At 74.5% G+C, this 18,804-nt stretch carries 16 protein-coding genes and 1 tRNA gene; 10 read left to right on the forward strand and 7 right to left on the reverse strand.

The window, feature by feature from the left end:
• Window positions 1–149 precede the first annotated feature (149 nt).
• Window positions 150–1,586, reverse strand: a complete 1,437-nt coding sequence (locus tag ACWDCZ_RS33055) for a Cys-Gln thioester bond-forming surface protein (RefSeq protein WP_181970694.1) — start codon at window positions 1,584–1,586, stop codon at window positions 150–152.
• Window positions 1,587–1,940: 354 nt separating this feature from the next.
• Window positions 1,941–2,537: a single-stranded DNA-binding protein gene (locus ACWDCZ_RS33060; protein WP_449817765.1), complete on the reverse strand. Its 597-nt coding sequence runs from the start codon at window positions 2,535–2,537 to the stop codon at window positions 1,941–1,943.
• Window positions 2,538–3,191: 654 nt separating this feature from the next.
• Between ACWDCZ_RS33060 and ACWDCZ_RS33065 the strand changes: the two genes are divergently transcribed.
• Window positions 3,192–3,267: transfer RNA gene (locus tag ACWDCZ_RS33065), tRNA-Arg, on the forward strand.
• 251 nt (window positions 3,268–3,518) lie between these two features.
• Here ACWDCZ_RS33065 and ACWDCZ_RS33070 read toward each other — a convergent pair.
• Complete coding sequence (locus ACWDCZ_RS33070) at window positions 3,519–4,136, reverse strand: TetR/AcrR family transcriptional regulator (RefSeq protein WP_449817766.1); 618 nt, start codon at window positions 4,134–4,136, stop codon at window positions 3,519–3,521.
• Between the two features lie 75 nt (window positions 4,137–4,211).
• Between ACWDCZ_RS33070 and ACWDCZ_RS33075 the strand changes: the two genes are divergently transcribed.
• Entirely contained in the window at window positions 4,212–4,760 is a 549-nt protein-coding gene (locus ACWDCZ_RS33075) for a GNAT family N-acetyltransferase (RefSeq protein ID WP_117489792.1), read from the forward strand.
• 110 nt (window positions 4,761–4,870) lie between these two features.
• Here the strand turns inward: ACWDCZ_RS33075 and ACWDCZ_RS33080 are convergent, their stop codons facing one another.
• A complete protein-coding gene (locus tag ACWDCZ_RS33080; RefSeq protein ID WP_449817767.1) occupies window positions 4,871–6,406 on the reverse strand; it encodes an MFS transporter in 1,536 nt (511 codons plus the stop codon).
• Between the two features lie 152 nt (window positions 6,407–6,558).
• On the opposite strand from ACWDCZ_RS33080, the gene ACWDCZ_RS33085 reads away from it, so the two are divergent.
• From ACWDCZ_RS33085 to ACWDCZ_RS33095, 3 genes are all read left to right on the forward strand, one after another.
• Window positions 6,559–7,248, forward strand: coding sequence for a TetR family transcriptional regulator (locus tag ACWDCZ_RS33085; protein WP_241853153.1), 690 nt, complete (start codon window positions 6,559–6,561; stop codon window positions 7,246–7,248).
• Window positions 7,249–7,283: 35 nt separating this feature from the next.
• Window positions 7,284–8,093, forward strand: a complete 810-nt coding sequence (locus ACWDCZ_RS33090) for an enoyl-CoA hydratase/isomerase family protein (protein ID WP_449817768.1) — start codon at window positions 7,284–7,286, stop codon at window positions 8,091–8,093.
• A 134-nt stretch (window positions 8,094–8,227) separates the two neighbouring features.
• Window positions 8,228–8,845, forward strand: coding sequence for a hypothetical protein (locus tag ACWDCZ_RS33095; RefSeq protein ID WP_449817769.1), 618 nt, complete (start codon window positions 8,228–8,230; stop codon window positions 8,843–8,845).
• A gap of 52 nt (window positions 8,846–8,897) precedes the next feature.
• Here ACWDCZ_RS33095 and ACWDCZ_RS33100 read toward each other — a convergent pair whose 3' ends face one another.
• Window positions 8,898–10,124, reverse strand: coding sequence for an acyl-CoA dehydrogenase family protein (locus tag ACWDCZ_RS33100; RefSeq protein WP_449817770.1), 1,227 nt, complete (start codon window positions 10,122–10,124; stop codon window positions 8,898–8,900).
• 125 nt (window positions 10,125–10,249) lie between these two features.
• Between ACWDCZ_RS33100 and ACWDCZ_RS33105 the strand changes: the two genes are divergently transcribed.
• Entirely contained in the window at window positions 10,250–10,873 is a 624-nt protein-coding gene (locus ACWDCZ_RS33105) for a TetR family transcriptional regulator (RefSeq protein WP_049655722.1), read from the forward strand.
• 87 nt (window positions 10,874–10,960) lie between these two features.
• On the forward strand, window positions 10,961–12,418 hold the full coding sequence (locus tag ACWDCZ_RS33110) for a cellulase family glycosylhydrolase (RefSeq protein ID WP_449817771.1): 1,458 nt from the start codon (window positions 10,961–10,963) through the stop codon (window positions 12,416–12,418).
• A 9-nt stretch (window positions 12,419–12,427) separates the two neighbouring features.
• On the opposite strand, the gene ACWDCZ_RS33115 is transcribed toward ACWDCZ_RS33110, so the two are convergent.
• Window positions 12,428–14,452, reverse strand: a complete 2,025-nt coding sequence (locus ACWDCZ_RS33115) for a M3 family metallopeptidase (RefSeq protein WP_449817772.1) — start codon at window positions 14,450–14,452, stop codon at window positions 12,428–12,430.
• A gap of 206 nt (window positions 14,453–14,658) precedes the next feature.
• On the opposite strand from ACWDCZ_RS33115, the gene ACWDCZ_RS33120 reads away from it, so the two are divergent.
• Window positions 14,659–16,371: a bifunctional 3'-5' exonuclease/DNA polymerase gene (locus tag ACWDCZ_RS33120; protein ID WP_074005551.1), complete on the forward strand. Its 1,713-nt coding sequence runs from the start codon at window positions 14,659–14,661 to the stop codon at window positions 16,369–16,371.
• Window positions 16,372–16,410: 39 nt separating this feature from the next.
• Here the strand turns inward: ACWDCZ_RS33120 and dhaM are convergent, their stop codons facing one another.
• Entirely contained in the window at window positions 16,411–16,803 is a 393-nt protein-coding gene (gene dhaM / locus ACWDCZ_RS33125; protein WP_449817773.1) for a dihydroxyacetone kinase phosphoryl donor subunit DhaM, read from the reverse strand.
• Window positions 16,804–16,969: 166 nt separating this feature from the next.
• On the opposite strand from dhaM, the gene dhaK reads away from it, so the two are divergent.
• Together dhaK and dhaL are read left to right on the forward strand one after the other, a co-directional pair.
• Entirely contained in the window at window positions 16,970–17,965 is a 996-nt protein-coding gene (gene dhaK, locus ACWDCZ_RS33130; protein ID WP_049659693.1) for a dihydroxyacetone kinase subunit DhaK, read from the forward strand.
• Window positions 17,966–17,977: 12 nt separating this feature from the next.
• The gene (gene dhaL, locus ACWDCZ_RS33135; RefSeq protein WP_380739247.1) at window positions 17,978–18,604 is read left to right on the forward strand and encodes a dihydroxyacetone kinase subunit DhaL; all 627 of its coding nucleotides are present in this window, start codon (window positions 17,978–17,980) and stop codon (window positions 18,602–18,604) included.
• Window positions 18,605–18,804 lie beyond the last annotated feature (200 nt).

Below are 18,804 nucleotides of genomic sequence, written 5' to 3' on the forward strand. Positions count from 1 at the left end.
CTCGCCGCCGTCTTCGAACGCGTCCTGCGGGGAGCCGGGCCGGTGCCGCTCTCAGGGCCTCGGGAGGTCGGTGACCCCCGGCCCGCTCGGGCGGTTCCGTCGCTTCGGGCGCTTCGTGCGCCTCAGGCGGTTCGGACGGTTCAGGCGGTTCAGGCGGTGGTGCGACCGTGGCGGCCGCGGCGGCGCAGGACGAAGACGGCGGCGCCACCGGCCACGACCAGGCCACCGGCGACGGCGGCGAGGATCGGGGTGGAGTCATTGGCACCGGTCTGGGCCAGGCCACCGGTGCCCGGGGCGGCGCTGGTGGTCGCCGGGGTCGGCTGGCCGGCGCCGGTGCTCGGGGTGCCCGACGGGGCCGCGCTCGGGGTGCCGGACGGCGTGCCGGTCGCGGCGGGGGTGGTCGGGGCCGGGGTCGGCGTCACGCCGACCTTGCAGTCCAGGACGCCGGTGAACTGCTTGGTGTAGCCGTTCGGGCCGGTCACGGTGAAGTCGTAGTGCGCCTTCTCCTCGACCTTGACGAGCACGCTCTCGGTCTTGCCCGGCTGGACGGCGACCTGCTGCTTGCCGACCGTGACGGTGGCGGCCTCGTCACCGCTGTTGGTGACGGACACCCGCACGCCGCCGGTGGCGCACTCCTCCTTGGCGGTGCTGTCGATCAGCGCGCCCTTGCCCTGCTTCCAGGTGGCCTTGGCGCCGCCGGCGACGTTCACCTTGGTGGAGCCGGCCAGGATCATGGTCTGGCTGTGGCGGCCGCGGGAGTCCACGCCGCTCATGAAGACCCGGCCGCTGAGCACGGTGGCCTCGGCGGTGGCGTTGATGGCGGCCTTGCCGTCCGGGGTGCCGGCCGGCACGTCCAGGAACAGCGGGGTGTCCTTGCCGATCGGACCGGCCAGGCTGCCGTTGACCGGCTTGCTGTCCTTGTCCAGCAGCTTGATCTTGTCCGCGGCGTCGCCGGTGACGGTCAGCTTGACCTCGTTCGCGCTGGAGTTCAGCAGGAACGGGCCGAGCTTGCCGCCCGACTTCCCGGAGACCGAGTCCGGGGAGAGGGTCAGCGAGGGCTTCGGCTCGGCCGCGACGCCCTTGTTGGCGTCGCCGACGAGGTAGTCGCGCAGCTTCTTGGCCTTGTCGTTGCGCGGGACGGCGTTCTTGTTGTCCGAGAACTTCCAGATCGCGGCCTGGGTGCCGGCGGCGGCGTCCGCGTCGGTCAGGCTGTCGACGCCGGCGGCCGTCGCGAGGGACGTCAGGCTGGCCTGCGGGTACGAGTTGTCCAGGATCCAGCGGATCTTGGGGGCGTTCGCGTTGCTGTTGAGCGAGCTCGACGCCCAGTCCGCCTCGTGGTACTTGGCGCCGCTGTCCAGGTAGACCGGGTTGTCGAAGTCGATGCAGTACGTCCGGAGCTTCTCCCCGGCAGCCGTCTTGAGGGTGAACAGGCCGCCGTCGACGGTGCCCTTGCCCTCGACGTCGATCTTCTCGCCGAGCATCTCGTTCTGGACTTCCGCCGTCACGCCCGAGGTCGGGGCGCCGGCCGCGACCGCCGCACCGGCCGCGAACAGGCCTCCGCCAAGCGCCAAGCTGGTCGTGAGCATGACAGTGGTTATCCGGGACAGACTCCGCCCCTGCCTCTGGAACATCTGGGATCCCTCCGGGCCGGGCCGCACCGAGTGGGCGGCCCGCCGACTTGCCGTTCCGCGCGTGCCCCCTGTGGCACTGCTACGGGTATGAACCAGACGAATCCTATTGAGCCCCAGAGGCCCGGAAACCCCCATGCGAAATCAGGACGATTCCGTATCTGGATCGTTATCAATCCCCTCAAGTCCCACACAAGCTGACGGTCGGCCAGAAAGTCCCGGTCCGCTTTCTGTTATCCGGTCGGATTGCGCGTGCGGGCGCAATGACGTTCTCGATCAACATATTTGTCGACAGGGAAGGTCACCGACCGATCAGGCCAGGGCATCCTCGGCGCCACCTCCCCGCTCCGCCCCGGACACCTCGCCCGACTCCCCCGCGGCCGGCCGCCCGCCCGGCGGCAGCGCCCGGACGACGGGTGCCGCGACCGCCGCCGGGGGCGCCCCGGAGCCCCTGCGCGCCTCCACCGCGCTGACGATCCACCCCGGCACGGCCTCGCCCCCGCCCTCCGCCCCTGCCGGACCGGCGCCGCCCGGCGGCTGCCCGCGCACCCCCGCCGCCCACCGGAACGCCGTGGTACCACGGGTGAGGTCGTGTCCGACCGATCGGGCGTCGATCTCGGCCCGGCTCCGCTTCACCTCCCCCTCCGTCCACTCGCGCACCCGCAGCCGGCCGCTCACCAGCACCGGATCGCCCTTGGACAGCGAGCCGATCAGATTGACCGCCAGCGCCCGCCAGGCCGTCACCGCCACCCACTGCGTCTCGCCGTCCACCCAGCACTCGCGCTGCCGGTCGTACCGCCGCTCGGTGCAGCCGAGCCGGAAGTTCGCCATCGGCACCCCGCCGCTGGTTTCGGCGTAGCTCACCTCCGTCGCCACATTGCCGATCACCGTCACATGCGTCTCGCTCACGGCGCACCCTCCGTTCTCGCCGATGCACCGTACGGAATCGACCGGTGCGCCTTGAGCGTGCACTTCAGGGGAAATCCGGGCCACCGACTTCCGAAATCCTGTGGATAACTCGGGCCTGTGGAACTGTTGTCACCCGCAGGGGTGAATTTCAGCCTTCCGCCGCCGCTTCGACCCCGCTTCTTCGCGGCCATGACAACAAACTCGCTGCTCGCCGCCCGGCCGGCGCACCCCGGAACCCGCCCGGGAACGCGCTCCGGAAGGCGCCCCGACGGCCGTCCGCGCACGTCATACGACCGGCGCAACCGCGATTAAGGCCCCCACCCGCACCGTCGGCGCCGCATTCTCCGTGCCGAATCCATAACGGGTGAGGAGGCAGCCCCGTAACGACTGCACAACGTCCGGCGCGGAACACTCCCAGACCGCTGCACTCACGGCCTTCACCTGCGATTATCGGACCGCTCCACCGAACCGACACACCAACGGCGGTGTCGTCACACCCGGCCTGGGAACCGGTCACCCTTATCCTGTCCCCGACAGGGCGAGGGCCCACCACCCCCACCCCCACCCTCAGGTACGGGGCCGGACAGCGCGCGCCCCGGCGCTCGCCAGCCCGATCCCGGCCACGGTCGCGCCCGCCAGGGCACCGCCCGTCCCGCCCCCATAGCTCAGCGGATAGAGCACCCGCCTTCTAAGCGGTAGGTCGCAGGTTCGAATCCTGCTGGGGGCACCACCCCGCAATTCCGCAGGCCACCACTCCGGCGGACACTTTCCGTGTCCGCTCCGGACCAGTCGGTAATCCCGTACACCAACCGTTCCGCGCACTCATCGCACAGAACTCGTGACCATGCGTGTCGGGGCCGCCGCGAAAACGGGGCGAAAAACGGGTCCAATCGGAACAACCGGAATTCCCGGTGAATCCCCCACCCCGAACGCGCCGGAGCCCGCCCCGGGCCGGGCCGGCGCGCCCGGAAGCGCCCCGGCCTACCCCGCCAGCCCCGCCAGCCCGGCCAGGTAGGCGTCCAGCAGCTCCGCCTGCCGCTCCGCCGGGAACTCCTCCGGGGCGAACAGCGCCTGGACCACCAGACCCAGCACGAAGGCCTGCGCCCCCGCCGCGAGCGCGGCCGGGTCGGCCCGCGCCGGGAGCTCCCCCAACCGCTGGGCGTCCGCGACGTGCGCCGTGAGCGCGGTGCGCGAGCGCGCGTAGCGGCCCGCGTGGGCGGCCGCCAGCTCCGGGTCGGCCAGGGCGTGGTCCCAGGAGCCGACCCAGATCCGGTTGTCGGCGGCGGCCTCGCCGTCCAGCGGCAGCACGTCCAGCAGCGACGCCCGCACCCGGGCCAGGCCGGCCGGCGGCGCGCTGCCGTCGGCGGGGGCGGTGCGCCGGGGCCGGGCCAGCGAGCGCCGGTCCAGCTCCTCCAGGGCGTGGCTCAGCAGCGCCCGCTTGTTCGGGAAGTAGTGCGTCAACAGCCCAGTGGAGGCACCCAGTTCGGCGGCCACCGCGCGCAGGGTCAGCCCCTCGAAGCCCCGGGTGGAGAGCACCCGCCACACCCCCTCGGAGACTTCCGAGCGTCGGGCGTCATGGTCTCCACGGGCCGGTGTCATGGGGGCTATCTTACGTACCAAACGTTTGTTATGAATAGTCCAGCCAACCTCAGCACCACCCGTGAAAGGCCGCCCGTGTTTGCCGTACCGCTCACCGAGAACGCCGAACTGCGCCCGCTGGAGCCCTGGCAGGCGCCCGAGTTCCTGACCCACCTCGACCGCGCCCGCGCCCACACCGACCCGTGGATCCCCTGGGCCACCTTCTCCGTCGACCTGGACTCCGCCCGCGCCACCCTCCAGCGCTACGCCGACGGCCTGGCCGCCGACCAGAAGCGGATCTACGGGATCTGGCTGGACGGCACCCTGGTCGGCGGCGTGATGTTCGTGAGCTTCGACGCCCGGTCCGGCGTCTGCGAGATCGGCGCCTGGACGGAGCCGGCCGGCGAGGGCCACGGGCTGATCACCGCCGCCGTCAAGCAGCTGCTCGACTACGCCTTCACCACCCGCGGCATGCACCGCGCCGAGTGGTGGTGCTCCTCCGTCAACGCCCGCAGCCGGGCGGTCGCCGAGCGGGTCGGCATGACCCGCGACGGCGTGCTGCGCGAGTGGTACCCGTACAACGGGGTCCGCTACGACAAGGAGATCTGGGCCGTGCTGGCCAGTGAGTGGACCGGCCGGGCCTGAACCGGCAACGGCGCCGGGCCCGGTGGACTCCCCCGCCCACCGGGCCCCGCACCGAACCGCACCGCACCGCACCGTCCCGGCGGCCCACCAGCCCGCCGGCCGCCGACCCGTCAGGCGGCCGGCGCCACCCCCGCCGCCCCGGCCGAGCCCGCCAGCTCGGCCGGCCGCAGCCGCAGCACGCACACCAGCGCCAGCGCCAGCACCCCGCCCGCCGACAGGAAGACCACGTCCACCGCGTCCGTGAAGCTGCGCACCGCATGCTCGTGCGCCGCCCCGGTCAGCGCCCGGACCGCGCCGAGCGGCCGCCCCGGCTCGCCCGCCTCGAAGACCCGGGTCAGCACGGTGCCGAAGAGCGCCGCGCCGAGCGCGCTGCCGAGGCTCTGGAAGAACCGGATCCCCGTGGTCGCCACCCCCAGCTGGTGCCGGGGCGCGGTCTCCTGCACCACCGTGACCAGCTGGCCGATCAGCTGCCCCAGCCCGCAGCCCAGCAGGGCGAGTTCGGCCAGCACCGCCCACAGCCCGGTGTCCGGCCCGCTGAGGCCGAGCAGGGCGAGGGCGAGCGTGGCGCAGGCCGCGCCGGCCGCCAGGAAGGTCCGGGGCGGGTGGCCGCGCCCGGTCAGCCGCCCGACCAGCAGGCCGGCCGCCGTCATCCCGGCCGCCATCGGGACCAGGTAGAGGCTGGCCGAGGTCGGGGCCACGCCCCGGGCGATCTGCAGGTAGAGCATCACGTACATGATCGAGCCGACCATGCCCATCCCGACCAGCCCCTGGATCGCGAAGCCCAGCCGCACCGCGCGGATCCGGAACAGCGACAGCGGCAGCACCGGCTCGGCGGCGGTGGCCTGACGCCACAGGAAGAGGCCGAGCGCGGCCAGGGTGGCGGCGGCGAGCCCGAGGATCACCGGGGAGGTCCAGGCGTGGTCCTTGCCGCCCCACTCGGTGACGAGCAGCAGCCCGGTCGCGAAGGCCGCCGCGAGGGCCGCGCCGACGAAGTCCAGGCTCCGGCGGCCGGTCGCCCGGGGCAGCCTGACCACCAGGGCGACGCCGACCAGCACCAGCAGGCCGAGCGGCAGGTTGACGTAGAAGACCCAGCGCCAGCCGAGGTGGTCGGTGAGCAGCGCCCCGACCAGCGGGCCGACCGCCATGCCGAGGCCCGCGACGATCCCGCCCACCGCCCCGCCCTTGGCGCCGCCGCGCTCCTCCGGATCCTTGAACTGGGCGATGACCACCATGGTGACGCTCATCAGCCCGCCGCCGCCGACGCCCTGCACCGCCCGGAAGGCGATCAGCTGGTCCATCGACTGCGCCGCCCCGCAGAGCGCCGAGCCGAGCAGGAAGGTGCCGACGGCCCCGAGCAGCACGCGCTTGGCGCCGTACACGTCGCAGAGCCTGCCGTACAGCGGCAGCAGCGCGGTGGCGGCCAGGGCGAACGCGCTGACCAGCCAGGGCAGCCGGTCCACGCCGTGGACGGGGTCGAGGTCGCGGACGATCGGCACGGTGGCGGCCGACACGATGTTCATGTCGAGCACCGCCAGCACGATCGTGACCAGGCAGAGCAGCATGCCCAGCTTGCGCCGGGCCGGGGTCATCAGCGCGGTGTCCGGCGGCGCGGGTGCGGCAGCGGGTACGGCGGCGGCGGTGGCCATGGTCGGGTCCCCCCAGGGTCCGTCGGGTTCGGGCCGGGGCCGGGGCGGCCGGCGGCACGCCCTCACCATCGCAGCGTTTTTAGACTCGGTCAATTCTTCATCCCGACCAATCTTTCCGCCGGGTCAACATTTGATCCTGGTACAGTCCCCTCATGGCGATGCGACCCGCACAGGACTTCGGCCCCGACGTCGACCTCGACGCCCTCCCACTGCGCGAGCGCAAGAAGTTCCAGACCGGCATGCGGATCTTCCGCACGGCCGTCGCGCTGTTCACCGAGCGCGGCTTCGACCAGGTCTCGGTCGCGGAGATCGCCGCCGCCGCCGAGGTGTCCAAGATGACCGTCTTCAACTACTTCCCCACCAAGGAAGACCTGGTCATGGGCCCGATGGAGCAGCACCTCGACGAGCCGGCCCAGGCGGTGCGCGACCGCGCCCCGGGCACCTCGGCGGTGACGGCGCTGCGCGAGCAGTTCCTCGCCGCACTGGAGCGCTTCGACCCGGCCGCCGGGCTGAACGACGACCGGATCGTGCTCGACGTGGTCCGGCTGATCCACCGCACCCCCGCGCTGACCGCCCGCGCCACCCACGGCTTCGACCGGCTGGCGCACGCCGCGCTCGCCGCCGAACTGCTCGCCCAGGACCCGGCCCACGACGAACTGACCGCCCGGGTCGCCACCGCCCAGCTGCTCGCCGTCCGAGTCGCGCTGATCGCCGCCAACCACCGGCGGATGCTGGCCGGCGAGCGCGCCGCCGACGCCCTGCCCGCCGTCCTGGAGGAGGCCCGCCGCGCCTTCGCCCTGCTCGAGCACGGCCTCGGCGACTACTGCACCCGCGCCGCCTGAGAGAGTTGGCGCACCACGACCGACCGGAGGTGCGCATGGACCAGCCGCTGCTCACGCGGGACCGCTCCGCCCTGCCCGCGCAGGCCGAGGGCCTCAACGCGTACGTCGGCGAGGACGGCGTCGCCGTCCTGGAGTTCGCCCGCCCGCACCGCCGCAACGCGGTGACCCTGGCGGTCTGGCAGGCGCTGCCCAAGGTGCTGGAGCAGCTGGCCGGCCACCCGAGCGTGCGCGTCCTGCTGCTCACCGGCGCCGGCAACACCTTCAGCGCGGGCGCGGACATCGCCGAACTCTCCGAGGTGTACGGCGATCCGGACCGCGCGGAGGCCTACCACGCGACCAACGTCGCCGCCGAGGAGGCGCTGGCGGCCTTCCCGCACCCGACCCTCGCCGTGGTGCACGGCGCCTGCGTCGGCGGCGGCTGCCAGCTGGCCGTCGCCTGCGACCTGCGGTTCGTCGCCGAGGACGCCCGGCTCGGGATCACCCCGGCCAAGCTCGGCGTGGTCTACCCGGCGGTGCCGACCGTACGGCTGGCCCGGCTGATCGGCCCGGCCCGGGCCAAGTACCTGCTGTTCTCCGGCGAGTTGGTGGCCGGCCGGGACGCGCTGCCGCTCGGCCTGGCCGAACGCGTCCTGCCGGACGCCGAACTGGACGCCGCCGCCCTGGACTTCGCCCGGCTGCTGACCCGTCGCTCCGCCCAGACCGTCGGCGCGGCCAAGGCCGTCCTGGACGCCCCGCCCGAGCGGGCCGACGAGGTCCTGGCCCCGTGGCTGCTCCGCGCCCGGGAGGGCTCGGACGTCCGCGAGGGCCTGGCCGCCTTCCTGGAGGGCCGGCCCGCCCGGTTCTGAACGGGAACGGGTCCGAGCGGGAAGGCTCCCGCGCGGGAACGGTGCGGGCCCGGCGGAAGGGGCCGCACCAGCACCCGTACGATCATCCGGCCGGAACCCGTCCACCCCTTCCCGCCCCCGGAGCACCCACCCCGATGACGACCGAGGCCCAGGCCGTGCCCGCCCCGCCCGCCCCCACCCGCCGGACGGCCCTGGCCCGCCGGATCACCGACGGCCTGGAGCCGAAGAACGTGATCCTCGTGCTGCTCCCGCTGCTGGGCGGCCTCCGCTACGGCTGGCTGGGCATCGGCTGGGCGCTGTTCGCCGCCCTGTTCGCCGCCGTCGTCCCGACCCTGATCATCGGCCACGGCATGCGCAAGGGCACCGTGGCGGACCGTCACGTCGGCCGGCGGCAGCGCCGGCTGACCCTCTTCCCGCTCATCATGGGCTCGGTGCTGCTCAGCTTCGCGGTGATGATCGGACTGGACGCCCCGGCCGACCTGACCGCGCTGGTGCTGGCGATGTTCGCCTCGCTGGTCCCGATCCTGGTGATCACCGTCTGGTGGAAGGTCTCCGTGCACACCGCCGTGGCCACCGGCGCGGTGGTCTGCCTCGCCATCGCGCTCGGCCCGCTCTGGCTGCTGCTCGGCGCGCTGGTCCCGCTGATCGGGTGGTCCCGGGTGGTGCTGCGGGACCACACCGCCGCGCAGACGGCCGTCGGCGCGGTGGTGGGCGCGCTCGCCGCCGGCCTCACCTTCTGGGCCGCCCGCTGACGGGCCACCCGCTCTCGGGCCGCCCACCGGCCAGGGCGACCACGACGACCGGTCAGCGGATCGGCACCCCCGAGATCGCCCGGGCGATCACCAGCCGCTGGATCTCGCTGGTCCCCTCGAAGATCGAGTAGATCGCGCTGTCCCGGTGCATCCGCTCCACCGGGTACTCCCGAGTGAAGCCGTTGCCGCCGAGGATCTGCATCGCCTGCGCGGTCACGTACTTGGCGGTCTCGCCCGCGTACAGCTTGGACATCGAGCCCTCGGCCGCCGTGAACGGCTGGTTGTTGACCGACATCCAGGAGGCCCGCCACACCAGCAGCCGGGCCGCGTCGATCCGGGTCCTCATGTCGGCGAGCTGGAAGGCCACGCCCTGGTTGTCGATGATCGGCCGGCCGAACTGCTCCCGGGTCCTCGCGTAGTCCAGCGCCACCTCGTACGCGGCCCGGGCGATGCCGATCGCCTGCGCGCCGACGGCCGGACGGGAGGCCTCGAAGGTGGCCATCGCCGCGTTGCCCCTGCCGCCGGGGCGCTTGACGCCCTCGCGGGCCCGGGCGAGGCGCTCGTCCAGCTTCTCCTTGCCGCCGAGCAGGCAGCTGCCGGGCACCCGGACGCCGTCCAGCACCACCTCGGCGGTATGCGAGGCGCGGATGCCGTGCTTCTTGAACTTCTGGCCCTGGCTCAGCCCCGGGGTGCCCGGCGGGACGACGAAGGAGGCCTGGCCCTTGGCGCCGAGCTCCGGGTCGACGGTGGCGACCACCACGTGGACGGCGGCGATCCCGCCGTTGGTGGCCCAGGTCTTGGTGCCGGTGAGCACCCATTCGTCCTTGGCCTCGTCGTACACCGCCCGGGTGCGCAGCGCCGAGACGTCGGAGCCGGCGTCCGGCTCGGAGGAGCAGAAGGCGGCCACCTTGACGTCCTCCGGGGTGCCGAACATCTGCGGGGTCCAGGTGCCGATCTGCTCGTCGGTGCCGTTGGCCAGCACCGCGACGGCGGCCAGGGTGGTGCCGACGATGGACAGCCCGATGCCCGCGTCGCCCCAGAACAGCTCCTCCATGGCGATCGGGATGCCGACGCCGGAGGGGTCGAAGTACTGCTGGGCGTAGAAGTCCAGCGAGTAGATGCCGAGTTTGGCGGCCTCCTGGATGACCGGCCAGGGGGTCTCCTCGCGCTCGTCCCACTCGGCCGCGGCGGGGCGCATCACGTCGGCGGCGAAGCCGTGCAGCCAGTCGCGTACGGCGAGCTGGTCCGCGCCCGGGTCCAGCGAGAACGTGCTGCTCATGGTGCGTGCCTCCGAAGACGTGTGCGGCCGACCGGGGTGTTACCTCGGGTAACATCGTCGGAGTCTGCTACTGATTGGTAACCGGTGTCAACGCCCAGACGGACCCCAACTCCGAGGAGCAGCGCATGTCCCGAGAGCCCCGCCGCGAGCAGCTGCTCAACGCCGCCGACCGGGTCGTCCAGCGCGAGGGGCCGGGCGCCAGCATGAACGCCATCGCCGCCGAGGCCGGCATCACCAAGCCGATCCTCTACCGCCACTTCGGCGACCGGAACGGCCTGATCAGAGCCCTGACCGAGCGCCACACCGGCGGACTGCTGGCCGCCGTCCGGGCCGCCCTCGCCGAGCCGCTGGAGCGCCGCGACCGGGTCGAGCACGTCCTGGACACCTACCTCGCCGGCATCGAGGCCCGCCCCCAGGTCTACCGGCTGCTCACCCACCCCGAGCCCGGCGACCCGAGCGGCGCCGGCAACGCCCTCGCCCCCGCGCTCCGGCAGATCGCCGAGGAGATCACCCGGGCCGTGCAGAGCCAGGTCGACCTCGGCGCCGACCGCGACCTGCTCGCCGAGGCCTGGGGCCGGGGCATCACCGGGATGGTGCTGGCCGCCGGGGACTGGTGGCTGGAGACCAGACCCTGCTCGCGCGCCCGGATGGTGCAGGCGCTGGCCGACCTGCTCTGGGGCCGGCTGGCCGCCGCCGCGGACCGGCCGACCGCCGTCCTGCCGACCGCGCCCGAACCGGCCGCGGACTGAGTCCTCCGTAGACCGAACTCTTGTGCGGCGCACGGAAGTCCGGGCATCATCGGGCCCCACCCCACCCCCCGCCGTGCGAGGTCCCCGATGCGCCTGCGCCGCACCGCCGTCGCCCTGCTGCTCGCCGCCACCGCCGTCCTCACCGCCGTCCCGGCCTCGGCCCACGACGGCCCCCCGGACCGCTTCCCCACCGGAACGGCCACCGCCGCCGACGGCCGTACCGCCCTCACCGACGCCCAGGGTCGCCGGCTCCTCCTGCGCGGTTTCAACCTCGACAAGTACGCCGAGGCCACCCCGGCCGACCTCGACTCCGTCGCCGCCCAGGGCTTCACCCTGGTCCGGCTGCCGGTCTCCTGGACCAGGCTGGAACCCCGGCGCGGCCGCCTCGACCCCACCGAACTGCACCGCGTCCAGCGGCTCCTCGACCGGGCCGACCGGCTGGGCCTGCTGGTCCTGGTCGACTTCCACCAGGACGTCTACGGGCCCGCGTTCGGCGGCGGCACCAACGGCGTCCCCGTCTGGGCCACCCGGGACGACGGCCTGCCGTTCACCCCGGACCCGGACGACTGGTTCGCCGGCTACTTCCAGCCCGCCGTCCAGGCCGCCTTCCGCCACCTCTACGACGACCCCGACCTGCGCGCCTGGCAGGCCGACTTCTACACCCGGCTCGCCCGCGAACTGCGCGGCCACCGCTCGCTGCTGGGCTACGACCTGTTCAACGAGCCGTTCGGCCCGGTGGACGGCGACCCGAGCGACCCGGCCGTGCTGGCCGCCGCCGCCTCCGCCCTGGAGCAGGGCCGGCTCGCCGACATGTACCGCCGCCTGATCGCCGCCGTGCGCCGGGCCGACTCCCGCGCCTGGCTGTTCGTCGAGCCGACCGTGCTGGTCGGCCAGGGCGTGCCCACCAGCCTGCCCGGCTTCGCCGACCCCCGCCCCGGCGCGGCCCGGCTCGGCTACGCGCCGCACTTCTACGACACCGCGGTCGAGGGCGGCGCCGACTGGAACCCCGCCGACGGCTTCGTGGAGCGGTACACCGCCGCGATCACCGGCTACCCGGCCGCCCACCGCCTGCCCGTCCTGGTCGGCGAGTGGGGCCCGCCGGACTCCCGCACCCCGGGCAACACCGAGCTGGTCCGCCGTCAGACCGCCGCGATGGACGGCTTCGCCGAGGGCTGGACGATGTGGTACTGGTGCCGGGGCAACGGCGGCTACTGCGCGCTCGACCCGGCCGGGCGCCCCGCCCCCGGCGACGAACCCGCCTTCGGCCCGTACCCGGTGGCCGTCGCGGGCACGGACGTCCACACCGACGCCCGCGCCGACGGCGCCACCGTCCGCTGGCGCGCCGACGGCACCGGGCGCGGCGGCGAACTCCTGCTCCCCCCGGCCGCGTTCCCGCACGGGGCCCGGGTCGCCGTCTCCCCCGCCGACGCCCGGGTCGAGGTCGACCAGCCGACCGGCGGGCGCGCGGGAACCGTCCGCGTCCGGCTCCCGCACACCCGCCGGGGCACAACCGTGACGGTCACGCTCACCGCGGCCCGACCGTGACGGTGACGGTCAGACCAGCCCCCGGCGGGCCAGCAGCGGCCCGGTCTCCGGAGCCCGGCCGACCACCGCGCGGAAGGACTCCAGCGGGTCCCGGCTGAACCCGCGCGCCAGCAGCTCGCGCCGGAACAGCTCACCGCTCTCCCGCACCGCGCGCCCGTTGGTCTCGAACCACTGCACGGTGTCGGCGTCCAGCACCTCCGACCAGATGTACGCGTAGTACGCGGCGCTGTAGCCGCTGGAGAAGATGTGCTGGAAGTACGTCGTCCGGTAGCGCGGCGGGATCGCGTCCACCGCGATCCCGGCCGCGGCGAGCGCCCGCGCCTCGAACTCCTCGGCGTCCGCGACCTCCTCGCCGCGCGGCACGGTGTGCCACGCCCAGTCCAGCAGCGTGGCCGCCAGGTACTCCACCGTCCGGAAGCCCTGCCCGAAGCCCTCGGCCGCCGTCATCCGCTCGACCAGCTCGGCCGGCAGCGGCTCCCCGGTCGCGTGGTGGCGGGCGTAGTTGGCCAGCACCTCCGGCCGGACCATCCACATCTCGTTGACCTGCGAGGGGAACTCGACGAAGTCCCGGGGCACCGAGGTGCCGGAGAACAGCGGGTAGCGCACGTCCGAGAACAGCCCGTGCAGCGCGTGCCCGAACTCGTGGAACAGCGTGCGCACCTCGTCCCAGTCCATCAGCACCGGCTCGCCGGGCGCCGGGCGCGGGATGTTGAGGTTGTTCAGCACCACCGGGCGCTGCCCGGTCAGCCCGGACTGGGCCACCATCGCGTCCATCCAGGCGCCGCCGCGCTTGGACGCCCGGGCGTGGAAGTCGCCGATGAACAGGCCCAGCGGGGTGCCGTCCTCCTCGAACACCTCGAAGACCCGGGCGTCCCGGTGGTGGGCCGTCAGCTCCGGCCGCTCGGTGAAGGTCACCCCGTACGCCAGGTTCGCGGCGAAGAACACGCCGTCCCGCAGCACCCGCTCCAGCTCGAAGTACGGGCGCAGCACGGCCGCGTCCACCTGGTAGGAGCTCTGCCGGACCTTCTCCGAGTAGTACGCCCAGTCGTGCGCGGCGATCTCCGTGATGCCGTCCGCGGCCGCCGCCCTGGCCAGCTCGGCGGCCTCCCGGCGGGCGTTGGCCACCGCCGGCTCCACCAGCCGGGCCAGCAGCGAGGAGACCGCCTCGACGGTGCCGGCCGTCTCGTCCGCCACCACGTACGCGGCGTGGCTCGGGTACCCGAGCAGCGCCGCCCGCTCGGCGCGCAGCCCGGCCATCCGGATCGCCAGCGGGCCGTTGGCCTCGACGCCCCGGCCGAGCGAGGCGGCCAGCAGCCGCTCGCGCACCGCGCGGTCGGTGAGCTGGGCCAGCTCGGGCTGGCCGGAGGTGTTCTTCAGGCTCAGCACGTACCGGCCGTCGTGGCCCAGCACCCGGGCGTTCTCGGCGGCCCCGGCGATCGCGCCCCCGGACAGCCCGGCCAGCTCCTCGGCGGAGTCCAGGATCAGCGCGGCGGCCCGGGTGGCGGCGTTCACGTTCTGCTGGAACGTGGTGCCGAGCGCGGCGAGTTCGGCGTTCAGCTCGCGCAGCCGGGCCTGCTCGGCCGCGCCCAGCCGGGCGCCGGAGCGCACGAAGGCGGTGTACCGGCGCTCCAGCAGGCGCAGCGACTCCGGGTCCAGGCCGAGCCCGGCGCGGTCCCCGTACAGCGCCTCGATCCGGGCGAACAGCGCGAGGTCCAGGTGGATCGCGTCGTGGTGGGCGGCGAGCAGCGGGCTCACCTTCGCCTCCACCTCGTCCAGCACGTCGGTGGTGTCCGAGGAGGACTGGTTGCGGAACACCGCGTCGACCCGGCGCAGCAGTTCCCCGGAGCGCTCCAGGGCCACCAGGGTGTTCTCGAAGGTCGGCAGGCCCCGGTCCGCGGTGATCACCGCGATCTCGGCCAGCTGCTCGGCCATCCCCCGCTCGTACGCGGGCAGGTAGTGCTCCTCGCGGATCTCGGCGAACGGCGGGAGCTCGTAGACCAGCGGGCTGGCCTGGAAGAACGGGTTCACGGTCATTTCGCGAACCCTACGCCGTGTCCCGAGCCGTGCCCACGTGCTTTTACCGCCCCTCGCGGGGCCCGCGTGCCGCCCGTTGTCGTACCCACCCGTTAACGTCGACGCGCGGGCCCGTCGGTCGCGGGCCGCGGCGTGCCCGTCCGCGGGCCCGCGTCCCCGTACCCGTCCCCGCACGCCCGACCGCGCGCCGGAGAGGAGCAGCCCCCGTGGCACCCAGGACCGCCATCGCGCCCGATCCGCACGGCCCCGGCGGCCGGCTCCAGCCGCTGGACGACACGGGCCGGCCGCTCGGCCCGCCGGAGGCCGTCCGCGACCTCGCCACCGCCGTCGCCGCCCGGGAGGCCGCCGACCACCCGCGCTGGGTCTGGGCCGCCGCCGACTCCGGGTACGCCCCGCTGCTGCCGCGCCTGCCCGACCGGCTCGCCCGCTGCCACGACCTGCGGCTGGTCGAGGCGCTGCTGCTGGCGCACGAGGGCCGGTTCGGGGCGCCGCGCTCGCTCGGCGCCGCCTGGGCCCGGCTGCGGAACCTGCCCGTCCCGGCGGACCTGCCCGAGCCCGGCCTGGCCGACGCCGACGACGGCCAGGACACCCTGTTCGCCCCCGACCGGCTGCAACTGCCCCCCGGCGCCGACCCGTTGGAGGCCGTGGTCGCCGTCCACGCCGAACAGCAGCGCCGGATCGCCGCCATCGCCGACCCGGCCGCCCGGCAGCGCTTCCGGCTGCTGGTCGCCGCCGAGTCGGCCGGCGCCCTGGTGGCCGCCGAGACGGCCCACGACGGGCTGCCCTGGCGGGCCGACGTCCACGACCGGCTGCTGACCGAACTGCTCGGCCCCCGGCCGACCGTCCCCGGCACCCAGCCCAGGGTCCTCGCCGAGCTCGCCGTCGACCTCCAGCAGGCCCTCGGCGCCAAGCCGTTCAACCCCGACTCGCACACCCAGGTGCTGCGCGCCTTCGCCGAGGCGGGCATCCAGCTCGGCTCCACCCGCTCCTGGGAACTCAAGGGCGTCGACCACCCGGCCGCGCAGCTGCTGGTCCGCTACAAGGAGCTGTCCCGGATCCACGTCGCGCACGGCTGGGCCTGGCAGGACGCCTGGGCCCGCGGCGGCCGGTTCCGGCCCGAGTACGTGGTCGGCGGCGTGGTCTCCGGCCGCTGGGCCAGCCGCGGCGGCGGCGCCCTGCAGATCCCGCGCATCCTGCGCCGCGCCGTGGTCGCCGACCCGGGCTGGCTGCTGGTCGTCGCCGACGCCGCCCAGCTGGAGCCCCGGGTGCTCGCCGCGCTCTCCCAGGACGCCGGGCTGGCCCGCACCGCCGCCGGCGGCGACCTGTACGAGGCGCTCGCCGCCCAGGCCTTCCAGGGCGACCGGGACAAGGCCAAGCTCGGCCTGCTCGGCGCCATGTACGGGCAGACCAGCGGCGACATCGGCCCGCTGCTGAACACCCTGCACCGCCGCTACCCGGCCGCGATGGGCTACGTCGAGGCCGCCGCCCGCACCGGCGAGGACGGTGGCGTGGTCGCCTCCCGGCTCGGCCGGGTCTGCCCGCCGGCCTCCGCCGACTTCCTCGACCTCACCGAGGGCGAGGGCGCGGGCGAGGCCGGCGGCCGCACCGCCCGCGCCCGCGGCCGCTTCACCCGCAACTTCGTCATCCAGGCCAGCGCCGCCGACTGGGCGCTGGCCCTGCTCGCGGCCCTGCGCCGCCGACTGAACGAACTGCCCGCCGCGGGCCCGGAGGACCGCCCGCACCTGGTGTTCTTCCAGCACGACGAGGTGATCGTGCACACCCCGGCCAACCTCGCCGACGAGGTGGCCGCCGCCGTCGCCGAGGCGGCCGACGAGGCCCGCCGGCTGGTGTTCGGCGACACCCCGGTGCGCTTCCCGCTCAGCACGGCGGTGGTGGACTGCTACGCGGACGCCAAGTGAGCCGCGGGCACTGAACCAGGCGCAGAGAAGACCAGGCCGTCAGAGCTTCCGGAACCCCCGCGCGTCCTCGGCCGCCGCGACCACCTCGGCCAGCCCCGCCCCGGTCGAGGCGGTGACGGCGGCGGCCACCGCGCCCTCCACGAACGGCGCGTCCACCAGCTGCACGCCCGGGCGCGGCTCGTCCTCCAGCACCGTGACGGCGGTGAGCACCGAGCTGCCGAGGTCCGGCAGCACGACCACGCCCGCCCCGGCGTCGGCCCGCGCGATCGCCCCGGCGATCAGGTCGTAGCTGGTGCCGAGCCCGCCGTCCTCGGTGCCGCCCGCGACGACCACCCGCACGCCGTCCGAGGCGAGTTCGCCGAGCAGATCGCGCAGCCCCTCCGCGAGCCGGGCGCTGTGCGAGACCAGAACAATGCCCACGTTCTCACTCATGCGGCCGACCCTACGGCCGGAACCCGGTACTCCGGGAGAGTGATCGGAATCCCGCGTGTCGCACCCCGTGCCCACCACCCCCGTCTGGCGTAGCGTCGGGGCTACGGCGTCGCCGGCCGTGGCGTCCTCACCCAGGTCACCCAGGTCACCAAGGGAGCGAAGAGCGTTGAAGAAGCTGATCAACACCCCGGAGAGCGTCCTGGAGGACGCGCTGGCCGGGATCGCCGCCGCCCATCCGGAGCTGACGGTGGACGTCCCCAACCGGGTGATCACCCGGGCCGCCCGCCCGGCCGGCCCGAAGGTCGCGCTGATCTCCGGCGGCGGCTCCGGCCACGAACCGCTGCACGGCGGCTTCGTCGGCCCCGGCATGCTCGACGCCGCCTGCCCCGGCGAGGTCTTCACCTCGCCCGTCCCGGACCAGATGCTGGCCGCGGCCAAGGCCGTGGAGACCGGCGCCGGCGTGGTCTTCGTCGTGAAGAACTACACCGGCGACGTGATGAACTTCGAGCTCGCCGCCGAACTCGCCGCCGAGGAGGGCCTGGAGGTCCGCACCGTCCTGGTCAACGACGACGTCGCGGTCGAGGACTCCACCTGGACGGCCGGCCGCCGGGGCACCGGCGCGACCGTGCTGGTCGAGAAGACCGCCGGCGCGCTGGCCGAGCGCGGCGCCCCGCTGGACGAGGTGGCCGCCCTGGGCGAGCGGGTCAACGCCGCCTCCCGCTCCTTCGCCGTCGCGCTCACCGCGGCCACCGTCCCGGCCGCCGGCAAGCCCGGCTTCGACCTGCCCGAGGACGAGATCGAGGTCGGCGTCGGCATCCACGGCGAGCCCGGCCGCCGCCGCGAGAAGCTCCGCCCGGCCCGCGAGCTGGCCGCCGAGGTGGTCGACACCATCCTGACCGACCACCACCTGACCCCGGGCGACGAGGTGATCGCCCTGCTCAACGGCCTCGGCGCGACCCCGCTGCTGGAGCTGTACGTGGTCTACGGCGAGGTCGCCGCCCGGCTCGCCGAGCGCGGCATCACGGTGGCCCGCAGCCTGGTCGGCAACTACGTCACCAGCCTGGACATGGCGGGCTTCTCGCTCACCCTCACCAAGGCCGACGCCGAGCTGCTGGAACTCTGGGACGCCCCGGTCGACACCCCCGCCCTCAAGCGGGCCTGAGGAGGACGCACGATGGACTTCGACACCCCGCTGGCCGAGGCCTGGGTCCGCGCGATCGCCGCGGCCGTCGAGAAGGAGCGGGCCCGGCTCACCGACCTGGACTCCGCGATCGGCGACGGCGACCACGGCAGCAACCTCCAGCGCGGCTTCGCCGCCGCCCTGACCGCCCTGGACGGCCTCCAGCCCGCCGGCCCCGGCGCCGTCCTCACCAAGACCGGCACCACCCTCATCTCCAAGGTCGGCGGCGCCTCCGGCCCGCTCTACGGCAAGGCCTTCCGCGCCATCGGCGCCGCCCTGCCCGACCCTGCCGACCCGGCCGCCGTCGCCGAGGCCCTGTCCGCCGGCCTGGACGCCATCCGCCTCCTCGGCAAGGCCGCCCCCGGCGACAAGACCATCGTGGACGCCTGGACCCCAGCCGTCGCCGCCTTCCGCGCCACAGCCGCCACCGGCGCCGACCTCCCCACAGCGGCCGCAGCGGCCGCCGAAGCCGCCGAACAGGGCGCCCGCGACACCATCCCCCTCCAGGCCCGCAAGGGCCGCGCCTCCTACCTCGGCGAACGCAGCATCGGCCACCAGGACCCGGGCGCCACCTCCACCGCCCTCGTCTTCCGCACCCTCGCCGACATCACCACCACCTGACCCCCACCCACCGCCCCTCACACCCACCCCACCCCACCCCACCCCACACCCACCCCACCCGCCTCACCCCCCACCTCCCGCACCAGGGCCACCTCCCCCACCCCCACCCACCCGCACCAAGACCACCTCCCCCACCCCCACCCACCCGCCCCTCCCCCCGCAAAGCAGGCCGTCGAGCGGCTGCGCGCCGAGCTGCCCGC

The organism is Kitasatospora sp. NPDC001225 (assembly GCF_053597855.1).

Bases quoted from the DNA above. Each gene is read 5' to 3' on its own strand.
- dhaL (WP_380739247.1), top strand. From the start codon at position 17,978: ATGGACTTCGACACCCCGCTGGCCGAGGCCTGGGTCCGCGCGATCGCC.
- ACWDCZ_RS33095 (WP_449817769.1), top strand. From the start codon at position 8,228: ATGACGACCGAGGCCCAGGCCGTGCCCGCCCCGCCCGCCCCCACCCGC.
- ACWDCZ_RS33085 (WP_241853153.1), top strand. From the start codon at position 6,559: ATGGCGATGCGACCCGCACAGGACTTCGGCCCCGACGTCGACCTCGAC.
- ACWDCZ_RS33115 (WP_449817772.1), bottom strand. From the start codon at position 14,452: ATGACCGTGAACCCGTTCTTCCAGGCCAGCCCGCTGGTCTACGAGCTC.
- ACWDCZ_RS33055 (WP_181970694.1), bottom strand. From the start codon at position 1,586: ATGCTCACGACCAGCTTGGCGCTTGGCGGAGGCCTGTTCGCGGCCGGT.
- ACWDCZ_RS33100 (WP_449817770.1), bottom strand. From the start codon at position 10,124: ATGAGCAGCACGTTCTCGCTGGACCCGGGCGCGGACCAGCTCGCCGTA.
- ACWDCZ_RS33090 (WP_449817768.1), top strand. From the start codon at position 7,284: ATGGACCAGCCGCTGCTCACGCGGGACCGCTCCGCCCTGCCCGCGCAG.
- ACWDCZ_RS33080 (WP_449817767.1), bottom strand. From the start codon at position 6,406: ATGGCCACCGCCGCCGCCGTACCCGCTGCCGCACCCGCGCCGCCGGAC.
- ACWDCZ_RS33105 (WP_049655722.1), top strand. From the start codon at position 10,250: ATGTCCCGAGAGCCCCGCCGCGAGCAGCTGCTCAACGCCGCCGACCGG.
- dhaM (WP_449817773.1), bottom strand. From the start codon at position 16,803: ATGAGTGAGAACGTGGGCATTGTTCTGGTCTCGCACAGCGCCCGGCTC.
- ACWDCZ_RS33110 (WP_449817771.1), top strand. From the start codon at position 10,961: ATGCGCCTGCGCCGCACCGCCGTCGCCCTGCTGCTCGCCGCCACCGCC.
- ACWDCZ_RS33070 (WP_449817766.1), bottom strand. From the start codon at position 4,136: ATGACACCGGCCCGTGGAGACCATGACGCCCGACGCTCGGAAGTCTCC.